Source organism: Psychrobacter sp. K31L (assembly GCF_017942195.1).
Classification (GTDB): Bacteria; Pseudomonadota; Gammaproteobacteria; order Pseudomonadales; family Moraxellaceae; genus Psychrobacter; species Psychrobacter glaciei.
Genome location: NZ_JAGKSC010000011.1, coordinates 63,432 through 76,012, shown reverse-complemented (window position 1 = coordinate 76,012; position 12,581 = coordinate 63,432). Strand labels below are relative to the sequence as shown.

The window sequence follows — 12,581 nt, the reverse complement described above, 5'->3', positions numbered from 1 at the left end:
TGTCAGAGTAATCTGATAGTCGTTAAGCAGTTCGTGAAAAGCCGCTCTCTTTATTGAGGGTGGCTTTTTTTTGGGTGAAATAAGTTGATTGAGTGATATAGTCAGTAAAAAGTAATATCGATACATCACGCACTGCTGATATCAATTTTTCTTGCTTGCTGTGCCTGTGCAGACAGAGGCTACAAAAAATTGATATCAGCAGTATCGTAGCGTTTTTGGGGTATTTTGACTATATGAGTAAATAAAAATCAGTATTTACGATAAAATAAACGCTATTGTTTAATAAGAATAAAGGATAGGCCATGTTCACTATAGAAAATATAGAAGAGCTGCTAATTGATGCAATAGAGTTTGAACAAGTGATTCAAGCAGTAGCAAATATTGAAACTATGGTACAGTCGCGAGATGCTTGGGGTTATCAGACAATAATAGAGTTATTGGCACAGGATAGTATTAATTTATCAGTCGTTTATCAAATTGATAAAATCGTTGGCTATTGCCTATATCAAGTGGTTTTCGAGCAAGCAGAGATCCTTCGCATTGGCACGCATCCTGATTACCAACGCCAAGGTATTGCCTCGCAAGTTTTTGCTAAATTGAATACTGAATTGATGAATAATAAGGTGGAAAATTTATTATTAGAAGTACGCGCAGATAATTTTTCAGCGATTGCTTTGTACGAGCAGCAAGGGTTGGCAGTGATTCATCGGCGTAAAGGCTACTACCAAATGCCTCATCGCCCAGCCATTGATGCGTTGATTATGCAGCGTGTGTACCTTTAATAGCCATAAATAGCACAGATGCTATTGGATTGATAAACGTTAGGAATGAAGACAGGCTCTAGATTACTCGGGGATGGTCTTTTTGCAGACTTCAATATCGAGCTCATAGTCACTATCTGCTTGCATGCGTTCTAATATTTCGATGCGCTCGCTTAAGAGCTCTACCATGACATTGATATTGGCCTGTTGTTTTTTGACTTGAGCCAGTTTTTGCTGAGTGAGACTTAGCTGTAAATCAATATCGAGCTGCCCATCATAATAGTCATTAAGACTGTCTTTGATTTCAGTGAGTGTAAAGCCAATAGCTTGTGCGCTCTTAATCAATTCAATGCGCTCAATGCATTCAGGATGAAACTCAGTATAGAGCCGTGAGCCTGCTTGTCGCTTACGCGACTTGAGTAGCCCCAGCTCATCATAATGACGCACTGTGTCTTTGGTGGTATTGGCTTCGCTCGCCAGCTTTCCAATTAATAAAAATGATGTATCAGGTGTCATAATAATCTCGTTGTTTTGTCGCTGTCACCACCATCATGAGTTGAGCTGCCAAGATTCCTTGCTATCAAGGAGCGATACACTTAGGGACTTGTGAGAGTTCTTTTGCCACTTGACTGAATGAGTGGCTATTAGCGTATCCAATTGGGAAAGAAATTCAGCACGTGGTAGGGTGGTCGCGCCTAAGCTCATGAGATGCTCATTGGGTAATTGGCAGTCTACGAGCGCAACGTTGCTCTGCTCACATAAGCGCATCAAACCCCAAAATGCTAACTTAGAGGCGTTGGATGCACGGTGAAACATCGACTCGCCAAAATAGATATTGCCTATTTTTAATCCATACAATCCACCAATAAGTGTGCCTGCGTCATCCCAAACTTCGATACTATGTGCAAATCCATGAGCATGTAGTTTGGTATAAGCCTCGATCATCTCATCATGAATCCACGTGTGCTCACCTTCAGGCAGCTCAGTATTGAGACCATCACTGCGCGGTAAACTACAGGCGTGAATGACGTCATCAAAAGCTTGATTGAGTGTCACTTGCCAACGCGCGCGGCTTGCTTGCTTACGCAGAGATTTGCTGGGTTGATAGTCGGTCGGCACAATCACGCAGCGCGGTTCAGGACACCACCAAGCGATAGGCTCATCTTCATTAAACCAAGGAAACAATCCTTGCGCATAAGCAGATATAAGCGTCTCGGGCGCTAAGTCGCCGCCCATGGCGACAATACCCACTCCATCAGGATCAATAGAAATAGGATCAGGAAAGTCATAACGCCCAAGACTTTTTAAGGTCTCAGGCGTGATAAGCTGCTCGTTGTTATTGGCGTTATATTGTGAGAAGCTGTTCATTTAGTCTTCTTGATCAGCAGTCAGCGTTGACGCATAAGTATGGTCTAACGCAGTGGCTTCGCCAATGGCATCCAAGTATTTTTCAGCATCAAGCGCGGCCATACAGCCAGTGCCAGCAGAAGTGATGGCTTGACGATAGACGTGATCAGCCACGTCGCCTGCTGCAAACACACCTTCGATACTGGTTTGTGTGGCATTACCATTTAGGCCACTGTTAACGATAAGATAGCCGTCTTTCATGTCGAGCTGCCCTTTGAATAGATCGGTATTAGGCTTGTGACCAATGGCGACAAACATACCAAATACATCTAGTTGCTTGGTACTGCCATCAATCATAGATTCAATAACTACACCATTTACGCCCATGTCATCACCGACGACTTCTTTTACTTGATGGTTCCATTCGATTTTGACGTTGCCATTCTTGGCTTTTTCGAACAATTTATCTTGTAAGATTTTTTCAGAGCGTAAACCATCACGGCGATGCACTAACGTGACTTCAGAGGCAATGTTAGATAAATATAGTGCTTCTTCGACTGCTGTATTACCACCACCAATCACCGCGACTTTTTGGTCTTTGTAAAAGAACCCATCGCAAGTGGCACAAGCTGACACGCCCAAACCTTTAAATTTGGTTTCTGACTCTAGCCCCAAATACTGTGCAGACGCACCCGTTGAGATAATCAAGGCATCACAAGTATAGGTGCCATTGTTACCTGTCAATTGAAAAGGGCGTTCATTCAGATTGACATCATTGATATGGTCATAAACCAATTCTGTACCAAAACGTTCAGCATGAGCCTTCATGCGTTCCATCAGTGCAGGGCCTGTCAAATCATGAGCATCGCCTGGCCAGTTGTCGACTTCGGTGGTGGTGGTTAATTGTCCACCCACTTCCATACCAGTGACCATAACGGGCTTGAGGTTAGCGCGCGCAGCATAGACCGCGGCAGAGTAACCCGCAGGGCCTGAGCCTAAAATAATGAGCTTTTCGTGACGTGGAGCGATAGTATCAGTTGCCATGAGTGGTTCCTTGCAAAATATACGAATTAAAAATGTGAGTGATAAATATAATAAAAAGACAAATATCAAAAGGTGCGACTAATATAGTTTTTCTAATTGCTGTGTGATAATAACATAAGGGCATACGGCAAAAAGTGCAAGTTTGCTAAAACAAACATAGGTATCATTAGAATCAAAGAATAAATAGCTTTGGAATATAAGTGCAAAAAACAGAGGCTATTTTATAGAATTTAGGCAATACAGTGAGCAATATTTTGCCACTAGTGTTTTGCTAACCAGCTGTTTTCTTGCGCAAAGTGTCTATTGATTTACTTTCTTACACGCTTTCTTTATAAGACTGTCGCCACTGCACCTATGTATTTGTTATTATAAGAAGTTATGCCAAGTGTAGTAGGAGCCAAGCGATAATGGTTATTTAAAGACTCTATGATCGGCACATGCCAAACAAACACTTCGCTCGGTACATTTATGTCAACACTTTATGTCAGCATGATTAGGCTTAGTCATGCACTGGCGACCATTTAGTATTAATAACAAGGCAGATTTTACGTGATATCAGCACCGCTTATTGAGTATTTAAAAAAGGGAATATTTACCCTCCTTGGGTTAATACTGGCCGTTTATCTGTTTGTCATTTTGATGACGTATACAGGCAACGATCCTAGTTGGTCGCACATCAGTAGTGACATGACCACCATTAACAATATGGGTGGCGAGATGGGGGCGTGGTTGTCTGATCTGCTTTATAGCTTTTTTGGTTTTGGCGCATGGTGGTTGTTGGCGTTTGTGGTCTATGAGTCCATTCTTATTTGGTGGGACAATAAGCCAACGTTTTGGTTGCTACGCGTAGTCGCTTACGTGTTTTTGATTCTAAGTGCCAGCGCCTTATTTGCGCAGTTGGTCGCTTTAGTGCAGCAAATAGCAGATCCAGTTACCACAGGTCTGACAGGGGTCGCGGGTGGTATCATCGGTCTCGAACTGCAAGCGCGTTTGGCTCAATTATTGTCGCAGTGGGGGAGTGTGGTTTTTTTAACGGTATTCGTAATTATTACGGCAACCTTTGCTTTTAATATTCATTGGCTCGCGATATACCAAAAAATTATGACCCTGTCATGGCTTGGTTCTGGTGTAAAAAACCAAGATAATAAGTATGAGAGTGTGCAGGCCGCTGAAAATAGTCGTCAGCAAAATAATGAAGCCCTAACCGACGAAAAAGCATCGCGCGCTGTTCCAGAGTATGACCAGCTGCCCCTTGAGCTGCAAGCAACTGAGCATGATGCTAATACGCAACAATCCGATAGCAGTGGTCGCTTTAATCATGTACTCACCGAATTTTTAGCGAGTTCTGGCTTGGGTGCCAGTGTAAAAGCTTCTATGGCAGCAGCCACGCAAGGATCCGCAGTGGGTGAGGGTGAGCATTTACAAAGCGTACCTGCCACGCCTAGCAGCGCTGGCGTAAGCAACTTTAGTGATAACAAGGTATCTACTACCCCAAGCCCTGTCACGACTCCTAGCCGTAAAGTAGAGCCGAGCTTTGCTTGGAATGATGCTAATACTGTTGATGACTTATTGGCAAGCGATATGGCTATTTACGACCAAAGCATTCATAGCGCTACTCATGATGCTGATTCTGTTGCCCCTGCTTATATCAATAATGCTGAGTCGCCAAAAGAGACAGCAGTGTCTATAAACACGGCAACAGATACGTCAACAGACATGGCAACGCTAGAGCTGGAGACACCAAGCGCGAGCTCTACCGTCAATCCTAATAAAGAAGAGGTCGAGCAAGCAATTACAGAGACAGCAAGCAAGCAAATCGCGCCTAATTTTGCCGATGCGCCTCAGACTATGTCATCAGATGACAACCATGCAACAGATGAAACGAACGAAACGGTTGATACATTGGCAGAGTCTTGGTTGTCAGAACATGCGCCTGTTTCACCTTATCAAGAAACAGAAGAAGATACTAATAAACCTGAACAGCCAGCACTAAAAACGGCAGTAGAGAATACTTATGACGCCTCTGCTGGGTCATCAGACAAGTTATCAAATGAAGAGCAATGGGAAAGCTCATTGTCAATACAAAGTCCTGCTCTAGAAGAGGATGATGTAAGTATCGTCGCACCAGTCGCTGATATGACCCCGACAAATACGCCACCGACCAACCCAACATTACCTCCTAAGGTAGAAACTAACGTTTCAGCGCCAGCTGCTGAACCGATAGCCGCATCTAAGCCAACGGTCAGCTTTGCGGTGCCAGAGGGTGATAGCGGCAACCATATTACGGATATGATGCCTGAGGATGACAGCCGCGATGATAATAGCGATACGCCCGTTATGCCGCATATCAGTGACGATGGCGCTTTTAGTCAAAAATCACGCTCGATGCAAACGGCCGCCTATCGCAGTAGCTTAACGCCTATCCCAGAGATCTCTATTTTAGATAAGCCAGATCCTGATCGTAAGCCAAGCTATACCATCGCTGAGCTTGATAAGCTGTCAGAGCTATTAGAGATTAAATTACAAGAATTCAATGTTAAGGCCGCAGTAGTCAATGCCATTCCGGGGCCAGTCGTTACACGCTTTGAAGTAGAGCTTGCTGCTGGGGTAAAAGCCAGTAAAGTTACGGGTATTTCACGTGATTTGGCACGGTCATTATCAATGGCATCTTTGCGTGTGGTCGAAGTCATCCCGGGCAAGCCTTATATCGGTATCGAAGTGCCGAACAAACAACGCGAAATGGTGCGTTTGATTGAGCTGTTGAATACCGAAAAATTCCAAGATCCTAAAGCCCAAATCAGCATGGCGATGGGTAAGGATATCGGTGGTAATGCTATTATTACTGACCTTGCGCGCGCGCCGCATATGTTGGTTGCGGGTACCACAGGCTCTGGTAAATCAGTATTAGTCAATTCAATGCTACTCTCTATGCTACTCAAATATACACCGAACGAGCTGCGCCTGATTTTGATTGATCCAAAGCAGCTTGAGCTGGCAAACTATAACGATATCCCGCATCTACTGACGCCAGTCGTTACCGATATGACTGAAGCCGCCAGTGCTTTGTCATGGTGTGTGGCAGAAATGGAGCGCCGCTATCAGTTGATGAGCTTATTAAAGGTACGTAAGCTTAATGAGTTTAATAAAAAGGTCATCGCTGCTGAAAAATCGGGCAATCCAATGCTCGATCCATTATGGCGACCCAATGATAGCGTGAGCATCAGCCAAGCACCAAAGCTCAAAACCTTGCCGATGATTGTCATTGTCGCGGATGAGTTTGCCGATATGATTATGCAAGTCGGTAAACAAGCTGAAGAACTGATCACGCGCTTAGCACAAAAATCACGCGCGGCAGGCATCCATTTAATGCTTGCCACCCAGCGTCCATCGGTCGATGTCATTACCGGTCTAATTAAAGCCAATATCCCAGTGCGTGCAGCGTTACGTGTGAACTCAAAAGTGGATTCACGGACGATTCTAGACAGTGGCGGTGCAGAAGACATGCTTGGTAATGGTGATATGCTGTTTTTAGGCCCAGGGCAAATTGAGCCAGACCGTGTGCACGGGGCGTATGTCAGCGATGAAGAGGTCAATCGTGTCTGTGATGCTTGGCGTGAGCGCGGTGCGCCTGATTATATTGATAACATGGCAGGCAACTTTGAATTGTCTAGTCCTGGCAGTGGTGGTAGTGGCGGCAACGCTTCTGGTGAGGATGACGACCTGTATAACGATGCAGTGGCATTTATCATGGAGACGCGAAAGGTCTCTGCCTCTAGTATCCAGCGTAAATTTAGTATCGGCTACAACCGTGCCGCTCGTATCGTTGATTCAATGGAAGAGGCTGGATTGGTCAGCTCGATGGGTAAAAGCGGCAAACGTGAGTTGTTGATGTAAAAGATGATGAGTTTGATTAATCACAAAAAGCGAGTCACGAGAGTAGCTCGTTTTTTTATTAGAAATATATGGTAGCGCTATTGCTTAAATGACTAGTGAGTTTGTTTATCGATTATCAGCAGTGTTTTTTTATACTAAACTGACAGGAGTTATGGGATAAATATCACTTAATTTCAAAAATGCTTAGTCCAATTACTCTCCAAGGAAGGTTAGTTATGTTTAAAGAATACACCCAATACGATGCCCTAGGTTTAGCCAAGCTCGTCAATTTAGGTGAGGTCAGTGCCAAAGAGCTATTAGACGCTGCGACTCATCAAGCCAACACACTGAATCCTAAGTTAAACGCAATCATTCATCGCTTTGATGAGCGTGCTTATAATGCTGCGCAAGCAGGATTGCCAGCAGGTGCATTTAATGGTGTGCCGTACTTACTCAAAGACCTATCATTTTATTTTGCTGACGAACCCATCACGATGGGCAGTCGTAGCGTGAATGTCGTGCCAGAAAACGACAGCGAAATCGTTAAGCGTATGAAAGCGACGGGTGTCAATACTTTCGGCAAGACCAATACGCCAGAGTTTGGTTTAATCATCACCACTGAACCCAAAGCGCACGGTGCCACCCATAATCCATTCAAAAAGGGCTATAGCTCTGGTGGGTCATCGGGTGGTAGCGCGGCGGCAGTGGCGAGCGGTATCGTACCGATGGCAGGTGCTGGCGATGGTGGCGGTTCGATACGTTTTCCGGCAGCGTGGTGTGGGGCGGTTGGACTTAAACCCAGTCGTGGACGTAACCCAATGGGCCCGTCATTTGGTGAAGGTTGGGAAGGCGCGGTCGCTGATCACGTGATTACCCGTAGTGTGCGTGATAGTGCTGCGATGCTCGATGCCACGAGTGGCGCTGAGATTGGCGCGCCTTATGTGATTGCGCCACCTGATGGGACATTTTTGCAAGCAGCGATGCGTGCCCCTCGGCAATTAACGATAGCTTTGCACCAGCAGCCATTAGTTGCCAATACAATAGTGGACAAAGAAGTACTGGCTGTACTGGAGCAGACGGCAAAGCAATTAGAAAGCATGGGTCATCGTGTGGTGCCTGCTGAGCCGAATATTAATATCGAACAATTTTGGCATGATTTTTTAGTGGTGGTTTGTACCCATACAGCCTTTACCATTGATAATATCGAACGCAAATTTGGTGCGGAACATATAAAGAACCTAGAGCCGCAAACCTATAATATGGCAATGCTAGGACGCTCGCTCTCTGCCGTTGACTTGGCACACGCTAAGCATGGCTGGCATGATAGCCAATATCAAACGGGTCTATTATTAGAGACCTACGATATGATTCTGTGCCCGACCATACCGACGCCTGCGGTTAAGCATGGCGTGCTACCACCAAGTCGTATGGATGAAATGCTCATGCGCAGCGCAGGTCTACTAAATAAAGGCATTGATATGGGGAAATATGCCTTTAGTTCGGGTATGATCGAAAAGCTTAGTCAGCCGGTGCTGGGAAAAATGGCCTTTACCTTGCTGGGGAATGTCACTGGGCTGCCTGCTATGTCATTACCCGTAGGCATGAGCAAAAAGGGTTTGCCGATTGGCATGCAGCTGATTGGACGTATGAATGACGAGACTACTTTATTTAGTATTGCTGGCGAGATGGAGCGCGCTGGGTTGTTTACCAAGGCAGCTTTTGAGAAGTAGTTTTATTTTTGCTATCGCTTGATTGATAGTTGCCTAATCGAAGCGATAGATATCCATTCCCAAGCTATGGTGCGCCATGCTCTGATGCACGACGGAGACGCGTTGACCGGCTCCTAGGGCAAAAAATAGCGGTAGTAAATGCTCGTCGCTTGGGTGTATGTCACGAAAGTTAGGATACTGCTGCCAGTCTAATGCCGCTGGGATGTCTGTTTTGAGCTGCTGTAACAACCAGAGCTTAAAGTCTTGTGCGGTCTCATCTATGCTCTCGGCTTCCCAGCGTAGGGCTTGTAGATTATGAGTGATATTGCCTGAGCCAACGACGAGTATTTGTTCCTCGCGCAGTTGCGCCAGTTGCGCGCCCAGCTGATAGCAGGCAGCACTGTCATAGTGCCGTGGCAACGATATTTGTACGATAGGTACATCGGCCTGCGGATAGAGATGTCTGAGCGGTGCCCAGACACCATGGTCGCTGACCCGCATCGGATTGACGCTACAGGTAATACCGCGTGCCGTTAACTGCTGTGCTAGTGATTCAGCGAGCGCTGGGTGACCAGCAGCAGGATATTGTAGCTCATACAATTCAGGTGCAAAGCCTGAAAAGTCATGCCACGTTTTTGGCTGTGGGTTGCTGCTGATTTCTAGCTTCGCCGACTGCCAATGCGCCGACATAATAACGACGGCACGTGGCTTGGGTAGGTTTTGCCCGATACGAGCCAGTGCACTGGTCGTGGCCGATTGCTCAATCGCCAGCGTTGGAGCACCATGCGAGATAAATACTGCTGGTAGCTTGGCTAAGTTGGTCGCAGTTGACTGCCCAGCTTGGGCGTTTGCCAAAGCTGCTGTGGTCGTAATGGGCGTATGCGTCTCTTGGTGAGGTTGCTCACGTTGCTGATGCGCATAAGGGGCGTTCGGTGTCGCTCGTTTTGGATATTTCATGTTCCGTTTATTAGGGCATGTGCTCGTTTTTCAATCGTTTTGATGAGGTATAACCAGTTCAAAATAAAAACAGTATGCTAAAAACAGCGTTCTGCTGGCATGAGTTTTCTTCGCCTGCTGTGCGCTTTGCCCTCCAGAGGCTTCGAAAAACTCATCGCAGCAGCACTGTATTCTTTTTAAGCTGTATTCTTTTTAAATTGAATCGACTATATCTGTTTTAAGCAATCATTCATTCATTCGTTAACACATCTGCTCATGGTATTTTCAGTTACTATAATTTCGAGTAACTACGATTTTTAATTGCCGCGATGATAAGGGTGGTTGTGATTGACACTCATCGCCCGATATAGTTGCTCCATCAAGACCACACGTACTAATGGGTGCGGCAACGTCAGCGCGGATAATGACCATTTCACATCGGCTTTTGCCAATACTTCTGGTGATACGCCGTCAGCGCCACCAATCACTAGAGCTATATCATCGCCTTGCTGCATGGCATCGGCCAATTTATCTGCCAACCCTTCTGTCGAGAGCATTTTTCCTTTGACATCCAATACCCATAATTGCTCACGTCCCGCTGCATTGTGAGCGGCCAATATCGCCTGACCTTCTTGCTCGCGATACTGAGCAAGATTGGCATCCGAAGGGTTTTTGGCACGTTTGGCGGCAGCAAGTTCAACAATTTCTGTACTGAGCATCGGTTGGATACGTTTGAAATATTCATCAAAGCCAGTCTGTACCCAGCTCGGCATCTTGTTACCAACGGTCAAAATTCTTACTTTCATAATACTTACCCTGTCAATACGTGAGAAAATGTAACAAAAAAAATCTAAGCTTAAGTTGCCGTAACAAAGACCTCTTTTACAAAGATTTTTTTTATGCTTTACTAGCATTCGACAAACAGTTGTTCTTTAGTTCGCAATCATCTTGAGAAGTGATGAGCAATTATACAATGTCTTTATGCAATATTTTTATGCTAATTTTTTGATCTACCATAAGTTCAATTGAAAGTTTTTTTAACGAAAGGAGTCGTTCATGAATCGTACTATATCTATTGCACTTACCCTTACTGCTGGTGCTCTGCTGTCTACCTCTGTCTTTGCTGCCTCTTTAAACGGCACGAAATGGCAAACCATTGATGATAAAACTGGTGAAAAAAAGGCCATCATTCAGCTGAATGAAAGCAACGGTAAAGTCTCAGGAAAAATCATCAAAGTACTCAATAAGGAAGAGGCTAAAGCTGTTTGTACCAAATGTCCTGGCAGCCTCAAAAACAAGCCAATCGAAGGTTTACAGATTCTATCGGGCTTAAAGGCTGACGGTAACAATAAATGGAGCGATGGCAAGTTAGTAGACCCTGAATCCGGCAAGACGTACTCTGGCAAACTCACGTTAAGTGACAACGGTCAAAGCCTAGATCTACGAGGTTATGTCGGTTCGCCACTCTTTGGTCGTTCGCAAACGTGGCAACGTATCAAGTAACGTGTGTAATGCCTACTGGATAGATTATTGAGCAAGCTTGCCATTGAAGCAAGCGTATCATTGAGACATAAATTAACCAGAAAGGATAGCCGATTAGATTGGCTATCCTTTTTTATGTCTGTTTGTTCAACAGACCCTAACCAATTGCTATTACCCTCTAATGACATTATACAAGTGACATTACATAAGTGACATTACATAAGTGAAGCAATGGTTTGCGAGACTTTGTCTTCTGTATTTTGGCTATCAGCATTATCGCTTGGTTTTGGAATGATGGTCAGCTTAGCATCAGATTCAAAGACAATGGCTTCAATATCATCGAAGCTGTTCATGCCTTCAGAACGCATGGCACATTCGATTTCTTGACGGGTCAGCCGCTCATCTCGCATAGCATCGGGCAAAAACTGCCCTTGATAAAAGACAATACGCGGCTCAGATAAAATAAAATTGCTAAATTGCGGTGAGATGGAAGCGTATTTGGTGACCAAAAATTGTAGTAGGTATAGCACCAAAATAGAGGCCACGCCTTCGATAAAAGGGATGTCTTTGAGCAAAATAGTGCTAGCACCCAATGAGCCGATCATTACGGTGACGATCCAATCAAAGTTATTGAGCTGTGATGTGGAGCGCTTACCTGAGATTTTGGTGGTCAGCACGACTAAGACGTAAACCATGACGGTCGTTAAGACGATGCGTCCAAGCTTGTCTATACTGTCAAAAAATAGCATGTCCATAATATTGACTCCTATCAATAGCACAAAGTGATTCAATGTTTAAAGGTCAGCTGCTAAATATCACACCAGCTAAAACCAGCGTAACGGAATTCACGCCTTAATGGTGAATAAACTTTGTAGTACGTTGTAGACAGCAGCGCGTGTTCACCCTGTTTTACGTTTGGGGTTAAGGAGATGATTCAGCGCCAAAATACTGATGCGGGCACTGATAAAAGTCAGTACCAATATCATGACTAAGGCAGAAATGAGCGGGAGAGGTTGTTGCATAGCCATCTCAATCAATACTTCGCGATTCACTGCATCAAATAAAAAGAACCATATGCCTAAGAAATAAATAGCAGTGAGTAACCAAACTACTGCGACCCCGCCAAACATTAAACGATTGATTTCACTTTTACTAAGGGCGCGCTGTTGATGCTTAATAAATTTACTGACCGCAATATAAGCACCGATAATGATAGAGAGCACAGTCACCAGTTGCGAATTCAGAGCAAGTTTGGTTTGAATCATCATAAATATTGCGCTGGCAAGAATATAGCCCACCGCAAAAAATCCCACATATTGTGCCAGTTGGGATTGAGCTGACTCATGATTTTTCGGTAGCGCACTGCGGTCTGAATGAGTCTTGGGTTTATTGAGATTGGTTGTCTTGCGTGACATGAGCGACCCTTTAT

At 44.8% G+C, this 12,581-nt stretch carries 11 protein-coding genes; 4 read left to right on the top strand and 7 right to left on the bottom strand.

Going from position 1 to position 12,581, the window contains the following annotated elements:
* Nucleotides 1-302: 302 nt before the first annotated feature.
* Complete coding sequence (gene rimI, locus J5X94_RS13225) at nucleotides 303-782, top strand: ribosomal protein S18-alanine N-acetyltransferase (RefSeq protein ID WP_210541549.1); 480 nt, start codon at nucleotides 303-305, stop codon at nucleotides 780-782.
* Between the two features lie 63 nt (nucleotides 783-845).
* On the opposite strand, the gene J5X94_RS13220 is transcribed toward rimI, so the two are convergent.
* The 3 genes from J5X94_RS13220 to trxB are packed head-to-tail and all read right to left on the bottom strand — an operon-like array spanning nucleotide 846 to nucleotide 3,152.
* Complete coding sequence (locus J5X94_RS13220) at nucleotides 846-1,277, bottom strand: MerR family transcriptional regulator (RefSeq protein ID WP_210541548.1); 432 nt, start codon at nucleotides 1,275-1,277, stop codon at nucleotides 846-848.
* A gap of 33 nt (nucleotides 1,278-1,310) precedes the next feature.
* Nucleotides 1,311-2,129, bottom strand: coding sequence for a leucyl/phenylalanyl-tRNA--protein transferase (gene aat / locus J5X94_RS13215; protein WP_210541547.1), 819 nt, complete (start codon nucleotides 2,127-2,129; stop codon nucleotides 1,311-1,313).
* Nucleotides 2,130-3,152 (bottom strand): thioredoxin-disulfide reductase, encoded by a 1,023-nt coding sequence (gene trxB, locus J5X94_RS13210; protein ID WP_210541546.1) that lies wholly within the window; start codon nucleotides 3,150-3,152, stop codon nucleotides 2,130-2,132.
* 549 nt (nucleotides 3,153-3,701) lie between these two features.
* Between trxB and J5X94_RS14060 the strand changes: the two genes are divergently transcribed.
* Both J5X94_RS14060 and J5X94_RS13200 read left to right on the top strand, forming a co-directional pair.
* A complete protein-coding gene (locus tag J5X94_RS14060) occupies nucleotides 3,702-7,046 on the top strand; it encodes a DNA translocase FtsK (protein WP_210541545.1) in 3,345 nt (1,114 codons plus the stop codon).
* Nucleotides 7,047-7,261: 215 nt separating this feature from the next.
* Nucleotides 7,262-8,755 carry an amidase gene (locus J5X94_RS13200; RefSeq protein ID WP_210541544.1) on the top strand — a complete coding sequence of 498 codons (1,494 nt, stop codon included), beginning with the start codon at nucleotides 7,262-7,264 and terminating at the stop codon, nucleotides 8,753-8,755.
* A 33-nt stretch (nucleotides 8,756-8,788) separates the two neighbouring features.
* On the opposite strand, the gene J5X94_RS13195 is transcribed toward J5X94_RS13200, so the two are convergent.
* Both J5X94_RS13195 and rlmH read right to left on the bottom strand, forming a co-directional pair.
* Complete coding sequence (locus J5X94_RS13195) at nucleotides 8,789-9,691, bottom strand: DODA-type extradiol aromatic ring-opening family dioxygenase (protein WP_228293269.1); 903 nt, start codon at nucleotides 9,689-9,691, stop codon at nucleotides 8,789-8,791.
* A 296-nt stretch (nucleotides 9,692-9,987) separates the two neighbouring features.
* On the bottom strand, nucleotides 9,988-10,476 hold the full coding sequence (gene rlmH, locus J5X94_RS13190; protein WP_010196493.1) for a 23S rRNA (pseudouridine(1915)-N(3))-methyltransferase RlmH: 489 nt from the start codon (nucleotides 10,474-10,476) through the stop codon (nucleotides 9,988-9,990).
* Between the two features lie 250 nt (nucleotides 10,477-10,726).
* On the opposite strand from rlmH, the gene J5X94_RS13185 reads away from it, so the two are divergent.
* The gene (locus J5X94_RS13185; protein ID WP_210541543.1) at nucleotides 10,727-11,173 is read left to right on the top strand and encodes a DUF2147 domain-containing protein; all 447 of its coding nucleotides are present in this window, start codon (nucleotides 10,727-10,729) and stop codon (nucleotides 11,171-11,173) included.
* Between the two features lie 194 nt (nucleotides 11,174-11,367).
* On the opposite strand, the gene J5X94_RS13180 is transcribed toward J5X94_RS13185, so the two are convergent.
* The gene (locus J5X94_RS13180; RefSeq protein WP_194621211.1) at nucleotides 11,368-11,907 is read right to left on the bottom strand and encodes a DUF421 domain-containing protein; all 540 of its coding nucleotides are present in this window, start codon (nucleotides 11,905-11,907) and stop codon (nucleotides 11,368-11,370) included.
* A gap of 144 nt (nucleotides 11,908-12,051) precedes the next feature.
* Nucleotides 12,052-12,567: an ABZJ_00895 family protein gene (locus tag J5X94_RS13175; RefSeq protein WP_210541542.1), complete on the bottom strand. Its 516-nt coding sequence runs from the start codon at nucleotides 12,565-12,567 to the stop codon at nucleotides 12,052-12,054.
* Between the last annotated feature and the right edge of the window lie 14 nt (nucleotides 12,568-12,581).

Coding starts and splice junctions, on each gene's coding strand:
- rimI (WP_210541549.1), top strand. CDS start 303: ATGTTCACTATAGAAAATATAGAAGAGCTGCTAATTGATGCAATAGAG.
- J5X94_RS13220 (WP_210541548.1), bottom strand. CDS start 1,277: ATGACACCTGATACATCATTTTTATTAATTGGAAAGCTGGCGAGCGAA.
- aat (WP_210541547.1), bottom strand. CDS start 2,129: ATGAACAGCTTCTCACAATATAACGCCAATAACAACGAGCAGCTTATC.
- trxB (WP_210541546.1), bottom strand. CDS start 3,152: ATGGCAACTGATACTATCGCTCCACGTCACGAAAAGCTCATTATTTTA.
- J5X94_RS13200 (WP_210541544.1), top strand. CDS start 7,262: ATGTTTAAAGAATACACCCAATACGATGCCCTAGGTTTAGCCAAGCTC.
- J5X94_RS13195 (WP_228293269.1), bottom strand. CDS start 9,691: ATGAAATATCCAAAACGAGCGACACCGAACGCCCCTTATGCGCATCAG.
- rlmH (WP_010196493.1), bottom strand. CDS start 10,476: ATGAAAGTAAGAATTTTGACCGTTGGTAACAAGATGCCGAGCTGGGTA.
- J5X94_RS13185 (WP_210541543.1), top strand. CDS start 10,727: ATGAATCGTACTATATCTATTGCACTTACCCTTACTGCTGGTGCTCTG.
- J5X94_RS13180 (WP_194621211.1), bottom strand. CDS start 11,907: ATGGACATGCTATTTTTTGACAGTATAGACAAGCTTGGACGCATCGTC.
- J5X94_RS13175 (WP_210541542.1), bottom strand. CDS start 12,567: ATGTCACGCAAGACAACCAATCTCAATAAACCCAAGACTCATTCAGAC.